The sequence below is a fragment of the Streptomyces sp. CCM_MD2014 genome, from assembly GCF_000772045.1.
Classification (GTDB): Bacteria; Actinomycetota; Actinomycetes; order Streptomycetales; family Streptomycetaceae; genus Streptomyces; species Streptomyces salinarius.
Genome location: NZ_CP009754.1, coordinates 3,974,210 through 3,997,542 on the forward strand (window position 1 = coordinate 3,974,210; position 23,333 = coordinate 3,997,542).

Sequence of the window (23,333 nt, forward strand, 5' to 3'; positions counted from 1 at the left end):
CGGCGGTCCGTCGCCCGCCCCGCGTCCGCGTGTGGGCGCCGCCCGGTCAGCCCTTGGCGGCCGAAGGAGTCGCCGAGGCCGACTTGCAGCTGGGCTGCTTGGCCATCGCCTTGCCGACGTCGCCCTCCTCCAGGGTCTTCAGCGCATCGTTGCCGCTCTTGCTGAGCTTGTTCAGCTCGGTGGCGATGTCCTTGAGGCCGTCGGCGAACTCGGCCTGGTCCTTGGTGTTGAGCTCCTCCACCTGCTTGCGCAGGGAGGCGTACGACGAGGAGAGGCCGTTCAGCTCGGTGACCGCGTCCTTCTGCTTCTTCTCACCGTCGTCGACGTCCGGGGGGCCGGCCTTCTGGACGGTGGCGCCCATCGCCTTGTAGGCGTCGGACATGTCCTGGAAGGCCTTCGCGTCGGTCTTCTGGACCTCGGCCGGCGTGCTGCTGTCCGAGGTCTCCTTCTGGATCGCCGCGTTGGCCGCCGCGATCTTCTTGGCCTGCGGCTGCACGCCCTCGCAGACCTCCTTGGCCCAGGAGTCCAGCTTCTCGTTGTCGTCGCTGCCGCCGCATCCCGTCAGCGCCAGTACCAGTACCGCACCGCCGGACAGTGCGACCGCGAGCTTCTTGTTCACCGGATTGGTCCCTTCCATGGCTCTCGGCCCCGGAACATACACGCCGGATGGGGGACATCCACCGGACGAACATCCGTTATGACGGTATTGAAGCCATTTGCACCAAGAGACATCGAGGGAGAGAAGGCTCACGGCGTGCGGGGCTCACACACGCGCGACGGGCGGACGACGCGTCAACACGCGCCGCCCGCCCGTCCTTTGCGCCCCGCCTCCGGCCAGGCGTACGGGCCCCGGAGGCAGACGCCTACGAAACCACCGCAGGATCGGCCGACTTGGGCTTCTCGTCGGTGCCGTCCTCGTCGCCCATGGCGATCCCGCGCCGCTTGGACACGTAGACCGCCGCCGCGATGACGACGAACGCGACGACGGCGATCAGCACCCGTACGCCGATGCTCTTGTCGGCCCCGTAGGAGAACTTGATGACGGCGGGGGCGATGAGCAGCGCCACCAGGTTCATGACCTTCAGCAGCGGGTTGATGGCCGGGCCCGCGGTGTCCTTGAAGGGATCGCCGACGGTGTCACCGATGACGGTGGCGGCGTGGGCCTCGCTGCCCTTGCCGCCGTGGTGGCCGTCCTCGACGAGTTTCTTGGCGTTGTCCCAGGAACCGCCGGAGTTGGCGAGGAACACCGCCATCAGCGTGCCCGCGCCGATCGCGCCCGCCAGGAACGCGCCGAGCGCGCCCACGCCGAGGGTGAACCCGATGAAGATGGGCGCCATCACGGCCAGCAGTCCGGGCGTGGCGAGCTCCCGCAGGGCGTCCCTGGTGCAGATGTCGACGACCTTGCCGTACTCGGGTTTCTCGGTGTGGTCCATGATCCCGGGCCGTTCCCGGAACTGCCGCCGCACCTCGAAGACCACGGCGCCCGCCGACCGCGACACCGCGTTGATCGCCAGCCCCGAGAAGAGGAAGACGACCGCCGCGCCGGCGATGAGCCCGACGAGGTTGTTGGGCTGCGAGATGTCCATCATCAGGTTCATCGGCGCGCCCTCGCCGCTGAGTTTCTCGCCCACGTCCGCCGCACCGGTGGTGATGGCGTCGCGGTACGACCCGAACAGGGCCGCGGCGGCGAGTACGGCGGTGGCGATGGCGATGCCCTTGGTGATGGCCTTGGTGGTGTTGCCGACGGCGTCCAGGTCGGTGAGCACCTGGGCGCCGGCGCCCTCGACGTCGCCGGACATCTCGGCGATGCCCTGCGCGTTGTCGGAGACCGGCCCGAAGGTGTCCATGGCGACGATGACGCCGACGGTGGTGAGCAGGCCGGTGCCGGCCAGCGCCACCGCGAACAGCGCCAGCATGATCGACGTACCGCCGAGCAGGAAGGCCCCGTAGACGCCGAGGCCGATCAGCAGAGCGGTGTAGACGGCCGATTCGAGGCCGAGCGAGATTCCGGCGAGGACGACGGTGGCGGGGCCGGTGAGCGAGGTCTTGCCGATGTCCTTGACGGGACGCCGGGTGGTCTCGGTGAAGTAGCCGGTGAGCTGCTGGATCAGGGCGGCGAGCACGATGCCGATCGCCACCGCGACCAGGGCGAGGATCCGCGGGTCGCCGCTCTTGCCCGCGATCGCCGCGTCGGTGACGCCGTCCAGGTCGGCGTACGAGCCGGGCAGATAGACGAAGACGGCGACCGCCACCAGCACCAGCGAGATCACCGCGGAGATGAAGAAGCCCCGGTTGATCGCGCTCATGCCGCTGCGGTCGGACCGCCGGGGAGCCACCGCGAAGATGCCGATCATCGCCGTGATCACGCCGATCGCCGGGACCAGCAGCGGGAACGCCAGCCCGGAGTCGCCGAACGCGACCTTGCCCAGGATCAGCGCGGCCACCAGGGTGACCGCGTACGACTCGAAGAGGTCGGCGGCCATGCCCGCGCAGTCGCCGACGTTGTCGCCCACGTTGTCGGCGATGGTCGCGGCATTGCGCGGATCGTCCTCCGGAATGCCCTGCTCGACCTTGCCGACCAGGTCGGCGCCGACGTCGGCGGCCTTGGTGAAGATGCCGCCGCCGACCCGCATGAACATCGCGATCAGCGCGGCACCGAGGCCGAAGCCCTCCAGGACCTTCGGCGCGTCGGCCGCGTACACCAGCACCACGCAGCAGGCGCCCAGCAGGCCGAGCCCCACCGTGAACATGCCGACGACGCCGCCCGTGCGAAACGCGATCTTCGTCGCCTTGTGCGAGACGAGAGTGAGATCCTTTTCCGGTTCGCCGGGTGCCGGTGTCGCTTCCCGCGCCGCCGCGGCGACCCGCACATTGCTGCGTACGGCGAGCCACATGCCGATATAACCGGTGGCCGCCGAGAACGCCGCGCCGATCAGAAAGAAGATCGAACGTCCGGCACGTTGATTCCAGTCGTCCGCGGGCAGCAGCATGAGCAGGAAGAACACGACGACGGCGAATACACCGAGCGTGCGCAACTGCCGGGCCAGGTAGGCGTTCGCGCCTTCCTGGACGGCCGCCGCGATCTTCTTCATGCTGTCGGTTCCCTCGCCCGCCGCGAGCACCTGGCGCACCAGGACGCCCGCGAGCACCAGCGCGGCCAGCGCGACGACCGCGATGACCGCGACCAGGGCGCGGTTTCCGTCGGTCAGCACGGCGGCTGCGAGGTGGGAGGGATCGCCCAACTGATGAGGGGTGGAAAGCTCCGCCATTCGTCCTCCTTGACGCTTGGGCTGAGCTCAAGATGTGGACGGGATTGTAGGTACCGGAACCTGATCAAAACAGTGCACGACAAAAGGAATTGACCTGTCAACCGCAAGAGAGCCGGAAGTAGTAATGCCCCTCCGGCATTAATTCCGCGATCTGTTTGCTGATCAATTTCCGTGCGGATTGATCGTGAATGAATTCACTTAACGCTCGCACGGCTCCAATGTATGTCCGCCCACGGCAAAGGGCCCCACCAGGTGGGGCCCTCCGGGTGACACGGGGGTGATGCGGAAGCGACGCGGCGGGTCAGATCGGCGGAAGCACCGCCGGCGCGGTGGGCCAGGTCATGCGGATCAGCCCGCCGTCCTCGCCCGCCGAGACCTCCACGTCGTCGACGAGTCCGCTGATGACCGCGAGGCCCATCTCGTCCTCCTCGGCCTCCAGCTCGTCGGCGGCGCCCCCGGAGGTCTTGACCCCGGGGACCGCGTGCGGCGCCTCGTCACCGACCTCGATGGAGAACTGCTTCTCCTCCTCGATCAGCGACACCTTGACCGGCGCCGTGATGCCGACGTGCTGATGCAGGCCCACAGCCCGGGTGCAGGCCTCACCGACGGCGAGCCTGACCTCGTCGAGGACGGCCTCGTCCACTCCGGCCCTGCGCGCCACCGCGGCCGCCACCAGACGGGCGGTGCGGACGTGCTCGGGCAGCGCGCTGAAGCGGAGTTCGACGGTGGCCATGCATCCCCCTCGGAACTACGGGCGTGCTTTCGAGGGTCCGGGCCGCCGACAGCCCGGACCCCCCTCGTTCTCTTGCCGCCCCGGGCCGCACAGGGTCCGGGGCCGGTCGTCAGTCGGTGGCCGCCACCGCTTCCTCGACCGAGGTGTGAATGGGGAACACCTTGGTGAGGCCGGTGATACGGAAGATCTTGAGAATGCGCTCCTGGTTGCAGACCAGCCGCAGCGAGCCCTCATGGGCACGCACCCGCTTCAGTCCACCGACCAGCACGCCGAGCCCAGTGGAGTCGAGGAAGTCCACGCCCTCCATGTCCACGACGAGATGGAAACTCCCGTCGTTCACCAGCTCGACCAGCTGCTCACGCAGCTTGGGCGCGGTGTATACGTCAATTTCGCCACCGACCTCGACGACCGTACGATCGCCGACGGTACGGGTCGACAGGGACAGGTCCACGGATCCTCCAGCACCTTGCTATCGAGCGGTCGTCCCTCGGGACACCTCGGCTTGAAGCCCCCAGGACGGTTCGCCAGCCGCGATGGCATTCAATCACTTACCGGCAGGCGTGCACGACGCCTTGGTCCCATTGTCCGTCACGCCAGTGACAGACTCGGTGCCGATGGCCAAGAATCACCGACCCGATCGATCCCCGGCGGAGCCCGGCTCCCGGCCGGAACCGGGCATGCTCCTGGACCGGCTCGCGGCGGGACCGAGCCGGGCTGCGCGCATCACTCATACGGAGCACTTGCCCCCGCGTGCGGGCCGTCATGCCGTCTGGCCGGAGCGGATTCGGCCGGAGGTCATCGCCGCGGTGCAGGCCGCGGGGATCGAACATCCCTGGGCCCACCAGGCACGCGTGGCCGAGCACGCCCTCGACGGCGACTCGGTGGTCGTCGCCACGGGCACCGCGTCCGGCAAGTCCCTGGCCTATCTGGTGCCGGTCCTGTCCGCCCTCCTGGACGGCTCCGAAGCCCCGAACGGGCGCGGCGCCACCGCCCTCTACCTGGCCCCCACCAAGGCGCTGGCAGCCGATCAGTGCCGGTCCGTGAAGGAACTTTCACAGCCCCTGGGCACATCCGTCCGAACGGCTGTCTACGACGGCGACACGCCGTTCGAGGAACGCGAGTGGATCCGGCAGTACGGCACGTACGTCCTGACCAACCCGGACATGTTGCACCGCGGCATCCTGCCCTCCCATCCCCGCTGGTCCTCCTTCCTGAGGGCGCTGAAATACGTCGTCATCGACGAGTGCCACACCTACCGAGGCGTCTTCGGCTCCCACGTCGCCCAGGTCCTGCGCAGACTGCGCAGACTGTGCGCCCGCTACGGCGCGTCGCCCGTCTTCCTGCTCGCCTCCGCCACCGCCGCCGAGCCCGCGGTGGCCGCCCGCCGGCTCACCGGACTGCCGGTGATCGAGGTCGCCGACGACGCGTCACCGCGCGGGGAACTGGTGTTCGCCCTGTGGGAACCGCCGCTGACCGAACTGGAGGGCGAGAAAGGTGCTCCGGTCCGCCGCACGGCCACCGCCGAAGCCGCCGACCTGCTCACCGACCTCACGGTGCAGGGCATGCGGTCGATCACCTTCGTACGCTCCCGGCGCGGCGCCGAGCTGATCTCGGTGATCGCCCAGGAACGCCTGGCCGAGGTCGACCGCTCTCTGGCCGGGCGCGTGGCGGCGTACCGCGGCGGCTACCTCCCCGAGGAACGCCGGGCCCTGGAACGCGCCCTGCACTCCGGTGACCTCCTCGGCCTCGCGGCGACGAACGCCCTCGAACTCGGCCTCGACATCTCCGGCCTGGACGCCGTGGTGATCGCCGGGTACCCGGGCACGCGCGCCTCGCTGTGGCAGCAGGCGGGCCGGGCGGGCCGGGCCGGACAGGGGGCGCTGGCCGTGCTGGTCGCCCGTGACGACCCGCTGGACACCTTCCTCGTCTACCACCCGGAGGCCCTGTTCGACCAGCCGGTGGAGTCCACGGTCCTCGACCCGGACAACCCGTACGTCCTCGCCCCCCACCTGTGCGCGGCGGCTGCCGAACTCCCCCTGACGGAGGAGGACCTGAAACTCTTCGGCCCCGCCTGCGAGGAACTGCTGCCCCAGCTGGAGGCGGCGAAGCTGCTGCGCCGGCGCACCCGGGCCTGGCACTGGACCCGCCGCGAGCGGGCCGCCGACCTCACGGACATCCGCGGCGAGGGCGGACGCCCGGTCCAGGTCGTCGAGGAGGGCACGGGCAGGCTGCTGGGCACGGTGGACGCCGGTGCCGCCCACACGACCGTCCACGAGGGCGCCGTCCACCTCCACCAGGGGCGCACGTACCTCGTCCGCTCCCTGGACCTGGAGGACTCCGTCGCGCTGGTCGAACAGGCCACACCCGCCTACTCGACGGTGGCCCGCGACACGACGGCGATCTCGGTCCTGGAGACCGACGTCGAGATCCCCTGGGGCGACGGGCGCCTCTGCTACGGCTCCGTCGAGGTCACCAACCAAGTGGTCTCCTTCCTGCGCCGGCGCCTGATCACCGGCGAGGTCCTGGGCGAGACGAAGCTCGACCTCCCTCCCCGGACGCTGCGCACGCGCGCCGTCTGGTGGACGGTCACCGAGGACCAGCTGGACCAGGCCCGGATCAACCCGGAGATCCTCGGCGGCGCCCTGCACGCCGCCGAGCACGCCTCGATCGGCATGCTGCCCCTGTTCGCGACCTGCGACCGCTGGGACATCGGTGGCGTGTCGGTCCCCCTGCACCCGGACACGCTGCTGCCGACGGTCTTCGTGTACGACGGCCACCCCGGGGGCGCGGGGTTCGCCGAGCGCGCCTTCCACACCGCCCGCGACTGGCTCACGGCCACCCGGGAGGCCATCGCCTCCTGCGAGTGCGACGCCGGCTGCCCGTCCTGCATCCAGTCCCCCAAGTGCGGCAACGGCAACGATCCGCTGCACAAGCGGGGAGCGGTGCGGCTCCTCACGGTGCTGCTGCGGGGGGCGGCGGAGGCGGGGTAGGGGGCGCGGAGCGTCCCGGCGGGGCGGAGAACCCCGGCGGGGCGGAGGACCCCGGCAGGGCGGAGGACCCCGGCAGGGCGGAGGACCCCGGCGGGGCGGAGGACCCCGGCGGGGCGGAGGTCAGGGCCGGGCCCGCCCTGGCCCTGACCTCCGCCGTGAACGGCCCCGTGCCGGAGGCCGCCGTCACGTCCGAGACCTGCCCGGTGAGCGCGCACCGCACCAACCGCACCCCTTGGGCCCGCGCGACCCGCTCCGCCCTGTCGCACGCCGCCGTGCCGCCCCCGGCCCAGCGGTCCGCCGCCGCGAGCGCGGCCAGATCGGCGCCGCCGGCCGCGCGATGACGGGCCACGACGGCCTGCCCCAGCGCGAGCACAACGCCGAACACCAGACACAGAACGGCGACGGCACCAACACTCCACACGGTCGCCGAGCCCCGGTCGGACGCGGTCCTCACAGCGTCGCGCCTCACGACTCCGCCCCCGCCGGCGCCGTCCCCACCGGCTGCTCCACCGAAGCCACGGCCTCCTCCCGTACCTCGAAGGGCAGGCCGTGCAGAGCCGGCGGCTCGGCCACCACGACCACGCGGACCAGGCCCCCCTCCCGGCTCACCGTGACCCGGGCCCCTCGGGGTGCCGCCTCGCGGGCGACCTTCACGACCGCGTCGGCCGGGTCCTGTCGTGCCGCCGCGCGGGCGCCCGTCCGGGCCGCGTCCACGCACTGGATCTGAGCGGCCACCACGAGCAGACCCCACACCAAGGCCATCGCGAACACCACCAGCACCGGAAGCACCACAGCCGTTTCCGCCGTCACGAAGCCGCCGTCCCGTCCGCCGCGGGGTTCGCCGTCCGGTCCGCTGTGCGGGCGGCGTCCGCGAACACCCCGGGCCCACGCCTTCCTCGTCGCCGCCCGCTCACATCCCCGCATCGAGTGCCTGCTTCACGATGCCCTGCAGCTCCGCGCTGACCGCGCCGCTCGTCACGACCTTGTAGAGGACCACGGCGAAGGCCACCGCCGCGACGATCCCCATCGCGTACTCGGACGTGACCATTCCCGCGTCCCGCCGAAGGGCCTGCCGGGCGGCACGCCGCCGCAGTGCCGTACCCGCTCCGTACACCAGGGCACGCAGCCGTGCCCGTACCACCTGATACATCACAACCCCCGTGAGGTTCGGTTCCGTTGTTCACTTGCTCGTCCGCCGCTCGCGCGTCGGACACCCGCTCCCCGGTCCTGTCGCCGGTGCCTCCCGATCCGTCAGCCACCGCCTCCCCCGCGCCCCAGCACCCCTCCCGCCAGCCCGATGACCACCGGCAGCACACCCACCGCGATGAACGCGGGCAGGAAGCACAGGCCCACCGGGGCGGTCACCATGACGGCCGCCCGACGGGCCCGGGCCGTCGTAGTGCGGGCCCAGTCGGCGCGAGCCTGGGCGGCGAGCCGGGCGACCGGGCCCGCCGCCGGCAGGCCGGACACCTCGGCCCGTTCCAACAGCCGTGCCAAGGCCAACGCCCCCGGCACGGCCGCCAGCCCTTTCCAGGCACCGTCCGGTTCGCCACCGAGGCGCACCTCCGCGGCACCGCGCGCCAGCGCGTCTCCGACCGGCCCGCCCAGAGCGCCGCCGACCGCCCGTGCGGCCGTGACCGGGCTCGCGCCCGCCGCGATGCAGGCCGCGAGGAGGTCCGCTGCCAGCGGCAGTTGGCGGGAGGCCGCCGCGCCGGCCGCCTCCGCCGCCGATGCTCCAGCGGCCGCGCGACGGGTACTCCAGCGCCACAGCGCTCCGGCGCCCACCAGTCCCACCAGGACTCCGGCCGCACCGCCGATCAGGGCCCAGCCGGCGCCCACCGGGCCGAGCAACGGCAGCCACGGGCGGACGGTTCTCAGCAACTCCGCGTGTCGCGGGGCGGGAGGAGCCGGTTCCGGTGCCAGCAGGCGGGTGGTCCTTCTGCGCAGCGCCCGCTCCCGCCGGGTGGCGACGAGGCCGCTCGTCAGCCAGCCGACGAGCAGCACCGTCCCCACCACGAACCCCAGCCTGTGGACGAGGTCGTCGTTCACGACGCCGCCTCCGCTCCGCGCACGATCCGCGCCACCCACCAGACGCCCAGGCTCTCCAGCACCCCGCCGGCCAGCAGGCAGCCCAGCCCTGCTCCGGTGTGCAGCAGCACGTGCAGGGGGTCGGCCCCGAGGGCGACGCCGAGCAGGAGGCCGAAGGCCGGAAGACCGGCGAGCATCACGGCCGTGGCCCGGGCGCCCGCCAACTGGGCCCGCAGGTCGGAGCGCTGGTCCCGCTCGGCGCGCAGCGCGCCCTCCAGCCGGTCGAGCCCGGCCGCGAGCCCCGCGCCCTGGTCGACCGCGACCCGCCAGCACGCCGCGAGACCCCGCAGCCCCTCGGCACCGGGTTGCCCGGCCGCCGCCGCGAGCGCCCCGGGAACGTCCCCGCCGAACCGGGCCGCCGCCAGCACCGCCGCCTGTGCGTCACCGAGCCCGCCGCAGTCGTGCGCGGCGGAACGGTGCACGGGGGAAACGTGCACAGCCGAGTCCTGCGCGGCGCACAGCAGCGCCTCGCCCGGTTGTCGCCCCGACCGGACCTCCCCGGCGAGCGTCCCGCACAGCGCGATCACCGCGTCCTGCCGGCGTTCCCCGGCCCGCCGCCGCCGGCCGGCCAGGCGGATCCGCCGCAGCATCGGCACCCCGGCCGCTCCCGCGACGATCGGCAGCACCGAGTCACCCAGCAGCGCCAGTACCAGCCCGGCGGCCAGTGACGCCCACTCGGGCCTCAGCCGGCCACGGGCACGCCGCAGCCCGTCGGTCACCCGGCGCACCGGAGACGGCGGCCCCGCACCGCCCGCACCGCCGGGCCCAGCCACCCGGCCGGTCCGGCTCTCGGCGAGCACCAGGCGCGCTCGCCGTACGCCGGAGTGCCATCCGCCGGCCAGCCACGCGGCCGCTCCCAGGCACACCAGTGCCACGGCCGTCGACACCTCGCCCGTGCCCGTCACGAACGCCCCCGTCATGACCGCCCCCGTCATGGCCGTCACCTCTGCGTCTCTCGTCCGGCGGCCCGCTCTTCGAGCCCCGGGGCGCGCAGCAGCTCCCGCAGCCGCGGCCAGCCGCGTTCGGCCACGAAGGCCTCGGCTCCCCAGCGCAGCGCCGGTACCGTCCGCACCAGCCCGGACGGGTCCCGTTCCAGTACGTGGACCTCGGCGATCCGGCGCCGGCCCGTGCGGTCACGGACCAGGTGGAGGACCACCGAGAGGGCCGCCGCGAGCTGGCTGTGCAGGGCCGCACGGTCCAGTCCGGCGGCCGTGCCGAGCGCCTCCAGCCGGGCCGGGACGTCGGCGGCCGCGTTGGCGTGCACAGTCCCGCACCCGCTGTGACCCGTGTTCAACGCGGCGAGCAGGTGGGCCACTTCGGGGCCGCGGACCTCGCCCACGACCAGCCGGTCCGGGCGCATGCGCAGCGCCTGCCGTACCAGGTCTTCGAGGGTGACCAGGCCCGCGCCCTCCTGGTTCGCCGGCCTGGTCTCCAGACGGACGACGTGCGCATGGTCCGGTCGCAGTTCCGCCGAGTCCTCGGCCAGCACGATGCGCTCGTCCGGTCCGACGAGCCCGAGCAGGGCGCTGAGCAGTGTCGTCTTGCCACTGCCGGTGCCGCCGCTGACGAGGAAGGACAGCCGGGCCCGGACCAGCGCGCACAGCACGCGGTCACCGCCGGGCGGCACCGTGCCCGCAGCCGCCAATTCGTCGAGCGTGAAGGCGCGCGGCCGCACCACCCGCAGCGACAGGCAGGTGCAGTCGACGGCGACCGGCGGCAGCACCGCGTGCAGCCGGGTGCCGTCGGGCAGTCTGGCGTCCACCCAGGGCCGGGCGTCGTCGAGCCGGCGCCCGGCAACGGTGGCCAGGCGCTGCGCGAGCCGTCGTACGGCCCCCGCGTCGGGAAAGGCGACCGGCGCCAGCTCCAGACCACCGCCGCGGTCCACCCACACCCGGTCCGGTGCGGACACCAGTACGTCCGTCACCGACGGGTCGGCGAGCAGCGGGTCGAGGGGCCCGCTGCCGACCAGTTCCGACCTGAGCTGTTCGGCGGCACCGAGGATCTCGGCGTCCCCGAGCACCCGCCCCTGTTCCCGCAGGGCCTGCGCCACACGCGCGGGCGTGGGGTCCGCTCCGCTCTCGGCGAGCCGGCGCCGCACGCCGTCGAGCATTCCGGCCACGGCCGGCGTTTCCGGCACGGCGCCTTGGCGTCTCCGCGAAGCCGCCGAAATCGCCGAAGGGGCCGAAATCGCCGCCGCGGACCCCACGGAAGCTGTGCCCTGCCTCTGCCCCAGCCCCCGCCCCGGTGCCGGTCCTGAAGCCGCTCCCGGCAATCCGGCGGACGCCGGTCCCACCGACGGCACGGCGCCGCGGGGCTCAGCCCCTCCCGCAGGCGCCCTGCCAGACAGGGCTCCGGACGGCCGGAAGGCCCAGCCCGGCACCGCCCGCGCGGTCGGCTCCTCGCGCATCAACCGCGCCGTCCACCCCTCCGGCGTCCCGGGCGTCCCGGGCGTCCCGGGACTCCTCCCGCCCGCTCCCTTCCCGGAAGTCGCCCCGGTGAGGACCACCGACGCCCTGCCCGGCTCCCCCGCAACCGCCATGTCCATCTCGACCCGCCTTCCGTCTCTCACGACCGCCCCGGCCATGTCCGTCATGCGGCGCTCCCTCCCCGCCCGTCCGACTCCGCCAGCACCCGCTCCCAGAACCCCCGGCAGAAGCGCGCCAGGGGGCCGCGGGAAGGCGTGCCCGGGGGCCGTCTGCTCTCCGTGGCGCGCAGCAGCCCGGACTCGACCGGCACTTCACCGGCCAGGGGGAGGCCGAGCAGCCGGGCCACCTCACGGTCGTCGAGGCCGGAGGCGTACGGCCCGCGTACCGCGACCCGCAGGTCGCGCAGGACCATGCCGACCGCGGCCGCCACCCGGCCCGCCGCCGCGACGGCCCGCAGTTCGGCGGGGACGACGAGGAGTCCGACGTCGAGCTGCGCGAGGATCTCGGCGACGCCGTCGTCGATCCGGCGCGGCAGGTCCACCACGACCGTGCCGCCCCTTCGCCGGGCCGCCGCGAGCACCGCACGTACGGCCTGCGGCGGTACCGCGACACAGTCCCCCCGGTCCCAGCTGAGCACCCGGAGCGAATGAAGCTCGGGCAGTGACTCCTCCAGGGCGCCGCCGCCGACCCGCCCCCGGGAGGCGGCGAACGCCGGCCATCTAAGCCCGTCCGCCGTCTCGCCGCCGAGAAGGACGTCGAGGCCGCCGCCCATCGGATCGGCGTCCACGAGCAAAGTACGCAGCCCCTCCCGCGCGGAGGTGACGGCCAGCGCGCAGGCAAGTGTGGACGCTCCGGCGCCGCCCCGGCCGCCGATGACGCCGACGGTGAGGGCCGGACGTCCGACGCCCTCCGCGACGTCGGCGATGCGGTCGACCAGCCACTGCTCGCCGTCGGGCAGCATCAGGACGTGGTCGGCGCCGATCTCGACCGCTCGCTGCCAGACCCCCGAGTCGTCCTGGTCACGGCCCACGAGGACCACTCCGCGTCTCCGGACGGCTCCGCGGACCCGCCGTGCCGCGTCGTCCCCGACGAGGACCAGTGGCGCGGCTTCCCAGCCGGCCGGCCGCGCGGGCCCCGAGGGTGCCGGAGTCGTTGCGGACGTCGCCGCCGCAGTGAGCGCCGAAGGCGTCGAAAGAGGCGTCCCGGGGAGCGAGTGGTGCACCTCCGGTGTGGCGCCCGCGGCGGCGCACAGGCGCAGCAGGTCGTCGAGGAGGTCCGGGTCCTCGGTGACGATCAAGGGCCCGCTCTGTCGGCCTCCGGCGGCGGGCGGCGGGTCGTGCGTGATGGTTCCGGTCATGGTTCGAATCCCCCTTCGGCGCGACTCCCGCGGTCGCGCGGTGTTCGCGGCACCTCTTGATGCCGTACCTCGTCGTCGCTTCGTCTCGTGATCTCGTGATCTCGTGATCTCGTGATCTCGTGATCTCGTCGTGGCGTGGTCTCGTCGTGTCCCGTCGTCTCTCGGGCAGCCGTGCGGCCCGCGAATCGCAGCCGTGTGAGGAACCCGAAACCGAGCCCGCACGAGCGGCCGACATCACGCGTTCGGCAAACAGATCCGGCCAAGGGAACTCGGCGCGGCCCGAACGCATGGGAATCACGGTGCAGCGATCCGGAAAATCGTGTGGATCTTGGTCAAAAACTGTGGACAACTCGATGGTTGTGAATATCGACTCACTCGAACCGGTGAGCCGTCTCCGGCCCGGCTCCACTCCTCGTACGACTCCGCACGACTCCCGGAGAGCAGTCCGTCAGTCACACTGAGTAGCCGAACGCGCCCACGGCAAGAGACGGGCCCCGCGCCGCAACGGCACGGGGCCCGATCATGGGAAAAGCGCAGAAACCCACCCGGACATGCGACGACCCCCGCCGGGGGGGAGAGCGGGGGTCGTCTCCACGGCCGACTCGGGGGGGGAGGAGTCGGACCGGGTTAGCACGGTCGCGAACGATCCGTGACTTCCATGGTGTACCCGAGAGCCTTCTCAGGCAAACCCACGCGCCCCACCTTACGCCGAATGGGCTGCGCCTATGCTCAGGCTTGTGGAAAACCACTCCTTGCCCCACTCCGCGCACCACTCCATGCCCCGCACGGCGGCCTTCTTCGACCTGGACAAGACGGTCATTGCGAAGTCGAGCACGCTCACCTTCAGCAAGTCGTTCTACCAAGGCGGGCTGATCAACCGCAGGGCCGTGTTGCGCACCGCATATGCCCAGTTCGTCTTCCTCGCCGGCGGAGCCGACCACGACCAGATGGAGCGGATGCGGGAGTACCTCTCCGCACTGTGCCGCGGCTGGAACGTCGAGTTGGTCAAGGAGCTGGTGGCCGAGACCCTGCACGACCTGATCGATCCGATCATCTACGACGAGGCGGCCTCCCTGATCGAGGAGCACCACACCGCCGGCCGCGACGTCGTGATCGTGTCCACGTCGGGCGCCGAGGTCGTCGAGCCGATCGGCGAGCTGCTCGGCGCGGACCGGGTGGTGGCGACCCGCATGATCGTGGGTGACGACGGCTGCTTCACCGGCGAGGTGGAGTACTACGCGTACGGACCGACCAAGGCGGAGGCCATCCGTGAGCTGGCCGGGTCCGAGGGGTACGACCTGTCCCGCTGCTACGCCTACAGCGACTCGGCGACCGACCTGCCGATGCTGGAGGCCGTCGGCCATCCCCACGCGGTCAATCCGGACCGGGCGCTGCGCCGGGAGGCCCTCGCGCGCGAGTGGCCGATTCTCGACTTCCATCGTCCGGTGCGGCTCAAGCAGCGACTCGGCGGACTGTCCGTGCCCCCTCGGCCCGCGCTCGTCGCCGCCGCCGCGATAGGCGCCGCAGCGGCCACCGCCGGCCTCGTCTGGTACGCGAGCCGACGCCGGTCCACGGCGGCCTGACGGCCTGCCCCCCGGCGCGCCACCCCCGCCCGGCAGGCGCGATCAGCCCTTTCGCCCGCGTATGAGCGCGAAAGTAAAGAAGTGCGGCGAACCCTTCCGCTTGCTCGGGCCCAGGAGTACAAAGGACTCAACGGCCCGCGAGACCAAGGACATCCGAAAGGATCACCTTAAACACGCATTTGGCCCCACGGACCGAGCACGGACACCGGGCACCCACGCGACGTCGACCCGTCGATTACGGGCCAGCCGCACCAGGTGACGGGCGAAGTTCCCGACCTGATGGGCACATACCGAGGACGCTTGGTAACCCGGTGGTCGTGCCAGCGGCGGTACGAGCACTCGTACCGCCGCATTTCTGTGTGTCAGGCCTGCCCGGGCCCCCTACGCCGCCCCGCGCTGGAGTGCCTCGCACACCGCCGTCGACTCGCGGGCGCCCAGGGCGACCGCCTTGCCGCAGTGCGCGATCCAGGCGCCCATGCCCTCCGGGGTTCCGGACGCGTAGCCGTCGAGCGCCGCGAGGTAGGCCGCGCGCCCCAGTTCCGCGTAACCGACCTCGGCCGGGCACACCGACTTGGGGTCCAGTCCGCTGCCGACCAGGATGATGCGCTCGGCCGCGCGCGCGACGAGACCGTTGTGGGAGGTGAAGGGACGCAGCGCCAGCAGTTCCCCGTGCACCACGGCGGCCGTCACCAGCGCCGGCGCGGAACCCCCGGCGGTGACGAGCCCGGCCAGGCCGTCCAGGCGGCCGTGCGCCTCCTCGGCGTCGGGCAGCGGCAACTCGACGAGCGGCTCGTCCACCGGCTCGCCCTTCCGGCGGGGCCGCCCCACCTCGTCGTCCTGGGTCGCGGCCGCGACCAGGTGCAGCCGTGCCAGCACCCGCAGCGGTGACTGGCGCCAGATGGACAGCAGCTGTCCCGCCTCGGCGGTGAGACGAAGCGCGGCGCCGACCGTGCGCGCCTCGTCGTCGCCGCTGAAGTCGCTGCGCCGGCGCACCTCCTCGAGGGCCCAGTCCGCCCCGGACAGCGCCGCCGAGCCCCGGGCGCCGCGCAGGGCCGCCTCGGAGGTGATCTCATTGCTGCGACGCCGCATGATCCGGTGGCCGTAGACGCGGTCCACGGCCTTGCGTACGGACTCCACTGACTCGGCCACCCCGGGCAGGCTGCCCAGGGCCGCGAGCGGATCGGCGTTCGCGCCTGTCGTACTCATGGGTAAGACCCTACGCAAACCCGCGCCCCGCCCCACGAATGAGTGGTCTTCTTCACCCCGCACCACTCTCGCGTGCCACGTACAGCTATCGAACCACTACCGTTGGTGAACATGAAAATTGCTTTCGTCGGGAAGGGCGGCAGCGGCAAGACGACCCTGTCCTCCCTGTTCGTCCGCCATCTCGCCGCCACCGGCGCACCCGTCGTCGCGATCGACGCCGACATCAACCAGCACCTGGGGACCGCGCTGGGCCTCGACGACGCGGACGCGGCTGCCCTGCCCTCGCTCGGCGAGCACCTGCCGCTGATCAAGGACCATCTGCGCGGCACCAACCCGCGCATCGCCTCCGCCGAGCAGATGATCAAGACGACACCGCCCGGCGAGGGCTCGCGCCTGCTGCGGGTGCGCGAGGACAACCCGGTCTACGACGCCTGCGCCCGGCCGGTGGAACTCGACGGCGGGGCCGTCCGTTTGATGGTCACCGGCCCCTTCACGGACGCCGACCTGGGAGTCGCCTGCTACCACTCCAAGACGGGAGCGGTGGAGCTGTGCCTGAACCACCTGGTCGACGGCCGTGACGAGTACGTCGTGGTGGACATGACGGCCGGTTCGGACTCGTTCGCGTCCGGCATGTTCACCCGCTTCGACATCACGTTCCTCGTCGCCGAGCCGACCCGGAAGGGGGTCTCCGTCTACCGCCAGTACAAGGAGTACGCCCGCGACTTCGGCGTCACCCTGAAGGTCGTCGGCAACAAGGTGCAGGGGCCGGACGACCTCGACTTCCTGCGCGAGCAGGTCGGGGACGACCTGCTGGTCACCGTCGGGCACTCGGACTGGGTGCGCGCCATGGAGAAGGGCCGCCCGCCCCGGTTCGAGCTCCTGGAGGAGGACAACGGCCGGGCGCTGCGCACGCTGCACGCGGCCGCCGACGCGACGTACGAGCTGCGGGACTGGGCGCGTTACACGCGGCAGATGGTCCACTTCCACCTGAAGAACGCCCACAGCTGGGGGAACGAGCGCACCGGTGCCGACCTGGCGGCGCAGGTCGACCCCGGTTTCGTGCTCGGCGAGGAGGTCGCAGCTCCCGCGTGACCGTCCCCGCGCCCCACGGGGTGCGGGCGGCGTTACTGCTTGGCGGCCGGCGCCCCGGGCACTCCCTTCGGCGCCGGTGCCGGCGCGGCGGAGAGGAACGACGCCCAGCCCTTCTCGGGAGCCTCCCCGACACCGAGGGTGCGCAGCTTCTTCAGCACCTTCGGGTCCTGGGCGTCCAGCCAGTCCGCGAGTTGCCGGAAGGAGACACAGCGCACCTCCTTCTTGTTGCACACCGTCTCGACGACCTCCTCGACGGCGCGCATGTAGGTGCCGCCGTTCCAGGACTCGAAGTGGTTGCCGATGATCAGGGGCGCACGGTTGCCGTCGTAGGCCCGCTCGAAGCCCTGGAGCAGGCTGTCACGCATCTGGTCGCCCCAGAACTCCCGCTTGGCGGGGTCGCCCTGGGTGGCGCTGCCCGACTGGTTGACCATGTAGTTGTAGTCCATGGTGAGCTGCTCGTAGGAGTGGCCGGGGAACGGCACGAGCTGCATCGACAGGTCCCACAGGCCCTCCTTCTTCGACGGCCAGACCTGGTTGTTCACCCCGCTGCTGTCGTAGCGGAAGCCCATCTGGCTCGCGGCCTTGACGAAGTTCTTCTGGCCCTCCAGGCACGGGGTGCGGGCGCCGATCAGCTCCTTGTCGTAGTCGAAGGGGAGCGGCGCCGCGTTCTTCATGCCGGTGTTGGTCTTCCAGGTCTTCACGAACTGCTTGGCCTGCTTGATCTCCTCCTTCCACTCCTCGACGGACCACTCGCCGACCCCGCCGTTCGCACCGCAGAAGTGGCCGTTGAAGTGGGTGCCGATCTCATTGCCCTCCTGCCACGCCAGCCGCAGCTGCTTGACGGTGTCGGTGATGCCCTGCTCGTCGTTGAAGCCGATGTCGGAACGGCCCGGGGAGTGCTGGGGCGGGTTGTACAGGTCCCGTTTCTCGGTCGGCAGCATGTACACGCCGCTCAGGAAGAACGTCATCGTGGCGTTGTTCTCCTTGGCCACTTCGCGGAAGTGGGAGAACAGTTTCTGGCTGTCCTCACCCGCGCCGTCCCACGAGAACACCACGAACTGCGGGGGTTTCTGGCCGGGCTTGAGGCGTTCGGGACGGGGCAGGTGCGGCTGGGCCCCGGTGTACGCGGTGGAACCGTCGCCGATGAGCCGGACCGCGTTCTTCGGCGCCGGTGCCGCTTTCCCCTTCTCCTTCTCCTGACCTTGCGTGCCTTCCCCGGAACCGGTGCCGTTGTCGATCGCGCAACCGGCGAGCGACGCGGCGCAGACCGCGGCGACCACGGCGCGCGCGGCCATCCTGCGGGAGGCCATTCTGCGGGTGGCGGCCATGTCCGCCCACCTTCTTCCTTCTCTCGGGCCAACGCCGACAAGGCGATGTCGGGTGCTGAGCCGGGCCGTGCCGTCAGCGCCGTCAAGGTGACACGGAAATGAGAAGGAATTAGTACGACAAGCCGATGAAATGCTCGATTCACTCGACTACGCGGGGCGTTACGCCATTCGCGCTAAAAACCTATGCCTCTTCTTTACTCTGAATTACTCTCTATTTACTCGCTGTAATCGAACGAGCACACAGGAGTCGGGAACATGTCAGCCTGCGTCCCCGCCCGCGCCGATTCGGCCCGGACCAAGCACGTCCACCCACCCCACAGCCCGCCGCCCGGCGGCCCCCGGCGCCTCCGCGTCGCCGGTGCCGACGTCTCGGCCGCGATCGCGGTCTTCCTGATCGCCCTGCCCCTCTCCCTCGGCATCGCCCTGGCCACCGGCGCTCCCCTCCAGGCCGGCCTCGTCGCCGCCGCGGTGGGCGGGATCGTCGCCGGTCGGATCGGCGGCTGTCCGCTCCAGGTCAGCGGCCCCGCCGCCGGACTCACCGTGGTCACCGCCGACCTCATCCAGCAGTACGGCTGGCGCACGACCTGCGCCATCACCGTGCTCGCCGGGCTGGCCCAACTCGGCCTCGGCTGCCTGCGGGTGGCCCGCTCGGCGCTCGCCGTCAGCCCCGCCATCGTGCACGGCATGCTCGCCGGCATCGGCGTCACCATCGCCGTCGCACAGTTGCACATCGTCCTCGGCGGCACCCCGCAGAGCTCCGTGCCGGACAACCTGGTCGCGCTGCCCGCCCAGTTGGCGAACGTCCACCCCGCCGACCTGGCCGTGAGCGTGCTGACCCTGACCCTGCTGCTGCTCTGGCCCCGCATCCCCGGCCGGGCCGGGCAGTTGCTGGGCAAGCTGCCGGCCGCCCTGATCGCCGTCGCCGGCGCCACCGCGGTCGCCGCCCTCACCGGGCTCCGCCTGCCCAAGGTCGACCTGCCGTCCTGGAGCAGCCACGCCCTGGCCACACTGCCCGACGGTCCGGTACTGGGCCTCGTCGCCGCCGTTCTCACCACCACGCTGGTGTGCAGCGTGCAGTCCCTGCTCGGCGCCGTCGCCGTGGACAAACTGGTCGCCGCCCGGCCGGCTACGTCCGGTCACGGTCACGTCCAGCGTTCCAACCTCGACCGCGAACTGCTGGGTCAGGGTGCCGCCAACGTCGTCTCCGGGTCGCTGGGCGGGCTGCCCGTCGCCGGTGTGGCCGTGCGCAGTTCCGCGAACGTGGCGGCGGGCGCCGTCAGCCGGAACTCCACGATGCTGCACGGCGTTCTTGTAGTGATCGCCGCACTGCTGCTGGTCCCCGCCCTGGAGCTCATCCCGCTCGCCTCGCTCGCCGCCCTGGTCATGACCGTCGGCTTCAAGATGATCTCGCTGAACCACATTCGCACGGTGACCCGCCACCGTGAGGTGCTGGTCTACGCGGTCACCACCTGCGGCGTCGTGTTCCTCGGCGTGCTGGAGGGCGTCGCGCTGGGCATCGCCGTGGCCGTCGGCGTCGCCCTGCACCGCCTCACCCGCACCCGGATCACCCACGACGACGCGGAAGGAGTCCACCACGTTCATGTGCGCGGCCAGTTGACGTTCCTCGCCGTGCCGCGGCTCAGCCGGGTCCTGCACCAGGTGCCCCACGGAGCGGACGCGGTCGTGGAACTGGACGGGTCCTTCATGGACCACGCGGCCTACGAGACACTGCAGGACTGGCAGAAGACGCACATCGCACAGGGCGGCGCCGTCGACATCACCGGCCGCCGTCCCGGCACCCGCCTCTCCGAACCGGCCGAGGTGGACGGCTGCCGCTGCCGACCCTGGACACCGTGGCGCAACCACCAGTGCGAGCGCCCCTCGACGGCACCACCCCCGGCCGGCCCGGACCGGCAGCCCGCCACCGGCGGCCCCCACAGCGGGAACTCCGGCACGACGACGGGCAGCACGAGCGGCGGGACGACCGCCCCGGCCACCTCCCCGAGCACCCCCGGCACCACCGACAAACCCGCCGCAACCACCGGCCCCGCAGGAGCCGACGGCCCCACGAGCCCCGCCGAATCCGCCGGCCCAGCGCCCGTCACGAGAGTCGCCGGAAGTGAACTCGCCCGTGGTATCAGCGCGTTCCACCGCAACACCGCACCGCTGATGCGCCGTGAGCTGGCCCGGCTGGCGCGAGAGGGGCAGCAACCCTCCCAGCTGTTCCTGACCTGCGCGGACTCCCGGGTGGTCACGTCGATGATCACGTCCAGTGGCCCCGGCGACCTCTTCGTCGTGCGCAACGTCGGCAACTTCGTCCCGCTGCCCGGCGAGGAGAGCGGCGACGACTCGGTGGCCGCCGCGATCGAGTACGCCGTGGACGTGCTGAAGGTGCGGTCCATCACCGTGTGCGGGCACTCCGGGTGCGGCGCCATGCAGGCGCTGCTCGGCGCCGGGCCGGAAAACACGCGCACTCCCCTCCAGCGGTGGCTGCGGCACGGGCTGCCGAGCCTGGCCCGTGTCCCCGCGGAGACGCACGAGGACTCGGACGCGGACGGCCACCGCGCTGCTCGGCCGTCCCTGCCCCGGCTGGCCGGACGCGCACCCGCCGACGCGGCCGAGCGGCTGTGCCTGGCCAACGTGGTCCAGCAGCTGGAGCACCTGCGCGCACACGAGTCGGTGGCCCGTGCGCTGGCCGCCGGGCACCTGGAGCTGCACGGCATGTACTTCCACGTCGGCGAGGCCCAGTCGTACCTGCTGTCCGGGGACGCGGAGGGCGGCGTGTTCCAGCTGGTGCTGGAAACCGACCTGACCGCCTGACCGTCCGCCCGTCCGCCCGCCTGACGACCTCACCGTCCGGGCGGCGGTCCGGGAGAGCCGAGGCGCGGGCCGGTGTGAGCGGCGTTACACACGCTGAACCCCGCGCCGTCGGCGTCCGTGGGTACGGGTGACTACGGACCAGGCAGCCACGAAGGAGACACAGCAGGCAGACGGCGACCAGAACAGGTCTAAACCATTTGCCCGTCGACCCTTGTCATCGGCCCCCCGGGTCTGATGAGCTGTGGCCTGGGACACAACGGACAACCCTGAGAAAGGGAGATGTCGTGAGCAACGAATCCTTGGCCAACCTGCTCAAGGAAGAACGCAGGTTCGCACCCCCCGCCGACCTGGCCGCGAACGCCAACGTCACGGCGGAGGCGTACGAACAGGCCAAGGCTGACAGGCTCGGCTTCTGGGCCGAGCAGGCCCGCCGACTGACCTGGGTGAAGGAACCGACCGAGACCCTCGACTGGTCGAACCCGCCGTTCGCCAAGTGGTTCGCGGACGGCACGCTGAACGTCGCCTACAACTGCGTGGACCGCCACGTGGAGGCCGGCAACGGCGACCGCGTCGCCATCCACTTCGAGGGTGAGCCCGGCGACAGCCGCGCCCTCACCTACGCCCAGCTGAAGGACGAGGTCTCCAAGGCCGCCAACGCCCTGCTGGAGCTGGGCGTGCAGAAGGGCGACCGGGTCGCCATCTACATGCCGATGATCCCCGAGACCGCGATCGCGATGCTGGCCTGCGCCCGCATCGGCGCCGCGCACTCGGTGGTCTTCGGCGGCTTCTCCTCGGACGCGCTGGCCACCCGCATCCAGGACGCCGACGCCCGCGTCGTCATCACCTCCGACGGCGGGTACCGGCGCGGCAAGCCCTCCGCGCTCAAGCCGGCCGTCGACGAGGCCGTGGAGCGGGCCGGGATCGTCGAGCACGTGCTCGTCGTCCGCCGCACCGGCCAGGAGGTCGCCTGGGACGACTCCCGCGACAAGTGGTGGCACGAGATCGTCGACGGCCAGTCCGCCGAGCACACGCCCGAGGCGTTCGACGCCGAGCACCCGCTGTTCATCCTGTACACGTCCGGCACGACGGGTAAGCCCAAGGGCATCCTGCACACCTCCGGCGGCTACCTCACGCAGACGGCGTACACGCACTGGGCCGTCTTCGACCTCAAGCCGGAGACCGACGTCTTCTGGTGCACCGCCGACGTCGGCTGGGTCACCGGGCACTCGTACATCGTCTACGGCCCGCTCGCCAACGGCGCCACCCAGGTCATGTACGAGGGCACCCCGGACACCCCGCACCAGGGCCGGTTCTGGGAGATCGTGCAGAAGTACGGCGTGACGATCCTCTACACGGCGCCCACCGCGATCCGGACGTTCATGAAGTGGGGCGACGACATCCCCGCGAAGTTCGACCTGTCGTCCCTGCGCGTCCTCGGCTCGGTCGGCGAGCCGATCAACCCCGAGGCGTGGGTCTGGTACCGCAAGAACATCGGCGCGGACGCGACCCCGGTCGTCGACACCTGGTGGCAGACCGAGACCGGCTCGATGATGATCACCCCGCTGCCGGGCGTCACCCACGCCAAGCCGGGCTCCGCCCAGCGCCCGCTGCCCGGCATCTCGGCCACCGTCGTCGACGACGAGGCCAACGAGGTGCCGAACGGCGGCGGCGGGTACCTGGTCCTCACCGAGCCGTGGCCGTCGATGCTGCGCACCATCTGGGGCGACGACCAGCGGTTCATCGACACCTACTGGTCGCGTTTCGAGGGCAAGTACTTCGCGGGCGACGGCGCCAAGAAGGACGACGACGGGGACATCTGGCTCCTCGGCCGCGTCGACGACGTGATGCTGGTCTCCGGGCACAACATCTCCACCACCGAGGTCGAGTCGGCCCTCGTCTCCCACCCGTCGGTCGCCGAGGCGGCCGTGGTCGGCGCGGCGGACGAGACCACCGGGCAGGCCATCGTCGCCTTCGTGATCCTGCGCGGCGCGGCGGCGGAGAGCGAGGACCTGGTCGCCGAGCTGCGCGACCACGTCGGCGCCACGCTCGGCCCGATCGCCAAGCCCAAGCGGATCCTGCCGGTCGCGGAGCTGCCGAAGACCCGCTCCGGCAAGATCATGCGCCGCCTGCTGCGCGACGTCGCGGAGAACCGGCAGCTCGGGGACGTCACGACCCTGACGGACTCGACGGTCATGGACCTCATCCAGTCCAAGCTCCCGGCGGCGCCCAGCGAGGACTGAACCGAGGGCGGAACCGAGAAGCGAGCCACGCACTCCGAGGGCACCCGGCGTCACGCACGCGCCGGGTGCCCTCGCCCTGTGTGAGGTCCGGGGCCCGGGTAAGCTGGGGAGAACGCAAGAGATTCATCAAGATCCCCTTTTCAAGATCCTCTTCAGGATCCTCATGGTGCGCCGGGAAGTCTGGTCGGCACGTGTTCCGTG

General features: G+C 71.8%; 18 protein-coding genes. 5 read left to right on the forward strand and 13 right to left on the reverse strand.

Annotation, left to right across the window (positions count from 1 at the left end):
- Window positions 1-46: 46 nt before the first annotated feature.
- The 4 genes from NI25_RS17435 to bldG form a co-directional block, all read right to left on the reverse strand.
- Window positions 47-637 (reverse strand): hypothetical protein, encoded by a 591-nt coding sequence (locus NI25_RS17435; protein WP_061443334.1) that lies wholly within the window; start codon window positions 635-637, stop codon window positions 47-49.
- Between the two features lie 226 nt (window positions 638-863).
- Window positions 864-3,269, reverse strand: coding sequence for a sodium-translocating pyrophosphatase (locus tag NI25_RS17440; protein WP_061443335.1), 2,406 nt, complete (start codon window positions 3,267-3,269; stop codon window positions 864-866).
- Window positions 3,270-3,570: 301 nt separating this feature from the next.
- Window positions 3,571-4,002, reverse strand: a complete 432-nt coding sequence (locus tag NI25_RS17445; RefSeq protein ID WP_061443336.1) for an ATP-binding protein — start codon at window positions 4,000-4,002, stop codon at window positions 3,571-3,573.
- A gap of 109 nt (window positions 4,003-4,111) precedes the next feature.
- Complete coding sequence (gene bldG / locus NI25_RS17450; protein WP_003975386.1) at window positions 4,112-4,453, reverse strand: anti-sigma factor antagonist BldG; 342 nt, start codon at window positions 4,451-4,453, stop codon at window positions 4,112-4,114.
- An 82-nt stretch (window positions 4,454-4,535) separates the two neighbouring features.
- Here bldG and NI25_RS17455 point away from each other — a divergent pair, with 82 nt between their 5' ends.
- Window positions 4,536-6,992: a DEAD/DEAH box helicase gene (locus NI25_RS17455; protein ID WP_078884644.1), complete on the forward strand. Its 2,457-nt coding sequence runs from the start codon at window positions 4,536-4,538 to the stop codon at window positions 6,990-6,992.
- On the opposite strand, the gene NI25_RS17460 is transcribed toward NI25_RS17455, so the two are convergent.
- The 7 genes from NI25_RS17460 to ssd all read right to left on the reverse strand — a co-directional run bounded on the left by NI25_RS17460 (window position 6,955) and on the right by ssd (window position 12,863).
- Complete coding sequence (locus tag NI25_RS17460) at window positions 6,955-7,461, reverse strand: Rv3654c family TadE-like protein (RefSeq protein ID WP_107071760.1); 507 nt, start codon at window positions 7,459-7,461, stop codon at window positions 6,955-6,957. The genes NI25_RS17455 and NI25_RS17460 overlap by 38 nt on opposite strands.
- Window positions 7,458-7,916: a TadE family type IV pilus minor pilin gene (locus NI25_RS17465; protein ID WP_233520739.1), complete on the reverse strand. Its 459-nt coding sequence runs from the start codon at window positions 7,914-7,916 to the stop codon at window positions 7,458-7,460. The genes NI25_RS17460 and NI25_RS17465 overlap by 4 nt, the downstream gene beginning before the upstream one ends.
- On the reverse strand, window positions 7,903-8,142 hold the full coding sequence (locus NI25_RS17470) for a DUF4244 domain-containing protein (RefSeq protein ID WP_061443338.1): 240 nt from the start codon (window positions 8,140-8,142) through the stop codon (window positions 7,903-7,905). The genes NI25_RS17465 and NI25_RS17470 overlap by 14 nt, the downstream gene beginning before the upstream one ends.
- Before the next feature lie 101 nt (window positions 8,143-8,243).
- Window positions 8,244-9,041: a type II secretion system F family protein gene (locus NI25_RS17475; RefSeq protein WP_061443339.1), complete on the reverse strand. Its 798-nt coding sequence runs from the start codon at window positions 9,039-9,041 to the stop codon at window positions 8,244-8,246.
- Entirely contained in the window at window positions 9,038-10,015 is a 978-nt protein-coding gene (locus tag NI25_RS17480) for a type II secretion system F family protein (RefSeq protein ID WP_078884866.1), read from the reverse strand. Before NI25_RS17480 ends, NI25_RS17475 begins: the two co-directional genes overlap by 4 nt.
- Before the next feature lie 5 nt (window positions 10,016-10,020).
- Complete coding sequence (locus NI25_RS17485; RefSeq protein ID WP_061443340.1) at window positions 10,021-11,190, reverse strand: TadA family conjugal transfer-associated ATPase; 1,170 nt, start codon at window positions 11,188-11,190, stop codon at window positions 10,021-10,023.
- A 479-nt stretch (window positions 11,191-11,669) separates the two neighbouring features.
- Entirely contained in the window at window positions 11,670-12,863 is a 1,194-nt protein-coding gene (ssd, locus tag NI25_RS17490) for a septum site-determining protein Ssd (protein ID WP_061443341.1), read from the reverse strand.
- Window positions 12,864-13,588: 725 nt separating this feature from the next.
- On the opposite strand from ssd, the gene NI25_RS17495 reads away from it, so the two are divergent.
- Window positions 13,589-14,446 carry an HAD family hydrolase gene (locus NI25_RS17495; protein ID WP_078884645.1) on the forward strand — a complete coding sequence of 286 codons (858 nt, stop codon included), beginning with the start codon at window positions 13,589-13,591 and terminating at the stop codon, window positions 14,444-14,446.
- A 381-nt stretch (window positions 14,447-14,827) separates the two neighbouring features.
- Here NI25_RS17495 and NI25_RS17500 read toward each other — a convergent pair whose 3' ends face one another.
- Window positions 14,828-15,652 (reverse strand): Fic family protein, encoded by an 825-nt coding sequence (locus NI25_RS17500; protein WP_061443343.1) that lies wholly within the window; start codon window positions 15,650-15,652, stop codon window positions 14,828-14,830.
- A 111-nt stretch (window positions 15,653-15,763) separates the two neighbouring features.
- Between NI25_RS17500 and NI25_RS17505 the strand changes: the two genes are divergently transcribed.
- On the forward strand, window positions 15,764-16,744 hold the full coding sequence (locus tag NI25_RS17505) for an ATP-binding protein (RefSeq protein ID WP_061446961.1): 981 nt from the start codon (window positions 15,764-15,766) through the stop codon (window positions 16,742-16,744).
- Between the two features lie 32 nt (window positions 16,745-16,776).
- Here NI25_RS17505 and NI25_RS17510 read toward each other — a convergent pair whose 3' ends face one another.
- Window positions 16,777-18,072, reverse strand: a complete 1,296-nt coding sequence (locus NI25_RS17510; protein WP_061443344.1) for a polysaccharide deacetylase family protein — start codon at window positions 18,070-18,072, stop codon at window positions 16,777-16,779.
- Window positions 18,073-18,327: 255 nt separating this feature from the next.
- On the opposite strand from NI25_RS17510, the gene NI25_RS17515 reads away from it, so the two are divergent.
- Both NI25_RS17515 and acs read left to right on the forward strand, forming a co-directional pair.
- The gene (locus tag NI25_RS17515) at window positions 18,328-20,892 is read left to right on the forward strand and encodes a SulP family inorganic anion transporter (protein WP_061443345.1); all 2,565 of its coding nucleotides are present in this window, start codon (window positions 18,328-18,330) and stop codon (window positions 20,890-20,892) included.
- Window positions 20,893-21,176: 284 nt separating this feature from the next.
- Window positions 21,177-23,132, forward strand: coding sequence for an acetate--CoA ligase (acs, locus tag NI25_RS17520; RefSeq protein ID WP_061443346.1), 1,956 nt, complete (start codon window positions 21,177-21,179; stop codon window positions 23,130-23,132).
- Window positions 23,133-23,333 lie beyond the last annotated feature (201 nt).

Bases quoted from the DNA above. Each gene is read 5' to 3' on its own strand.
- NI25_RS17445 (WP_061443336.1), bottom strand. From the start codon at position 4,002: ATGGCCACCGTCGAACTCCGCTTCAGCGCGCTGCCCGAGCACGTCCGC.
- NI25_RS17480 (WP_078884866.1), bottom strand. From the start codon at position 10,015: ATGACGGGGGCGGTCATGACGGGGGCGTTCGTGACGGGCACGGGCGAG.
- NI25_RS17485 (WP_061443340.1), bottom strand. From the start codon at position 11,190: ATGCTCGACGGCGTGCGGCGCCGGCTCGCCGAGAGCGGAGCGGACCCC.
- NI25_RS17515 (WP_061443345.1), top strand. From the start codon at position 18,328: ATGTCAGCCTGCGTCCCCGCCCGCGCCGATTCGGCCCGGACCAAGCAC.
- NI25_RS17505 (WP_061446961.1), top strand. From the start codon at position 15,764: ATGAAAATTGCTTTCGTCGGGAAGGGCGGCAGCGGCAAGACGACCCTG.
- NI25_RS17465 (WP_233520739.1), bottom strand. From the start codon at position 7,916: ATGCGGGGATGTGAGCGGGCGGCGACGAGGAAGGCGTGGGCCCGGGGT.
- NI25_RS17470 (WP_061443338.1), bottom strand. From the start codon at position 8,142: ATGTATCAGGTGGTACGGGCACGGCTGCGTGCCCTGGTGTACGGAGCG.
- ssd (WP_061443341.1), bottom strand. From the start codon at position 12,863: ATGACCGGAACCATCACGCACGACCCGCCGCCCGCCGCCGGAGGCCGA.
- NI25_RS17495 (WP_078884645.1), top strand. From the start codon at position 13,589: ATGCTCAGGCTTGTGGAAAACCACTCCTTGCCCCACTCCGCGCACCAC.
- NI25_RS17510 (WP_061443344.1), bottom strand. From the start codon at position 18,072: ATGGCCGCCACCCGCAGAATGGCCTCCCGCAGGATGGCCGCGCGCGCC.
- NI25_RS17455 (WP_078884644.1), top strand. From the start codon at position 4,536: ATGGCATTCAATCACTTACCGGCAGGCGTGCACGACGCCTTGGTCCCA.
- NI25_RS17435 (WP_061443334.1), bottom strand. From the start codon at position 637: ATGGAAGGGACCAATCCGGTGAACAAGAAGCTCGCGGTCGCACTGTCC.
- NI25_RS17440 (WP_061443335.1), bottom strand. From the start codon at position 3,269: ATGGCGGAGCTTTCCACCCCTCATCAGTTGGGCGATCCCTCCCACCTC.
- NI25_RS17500 (WP_061443343.1), bottom strand. From the start codon at position 15,652: ATGAGTACGACAGGCGCGAACGCCGATCCGCTCGCGGCCCTGGGCAGC.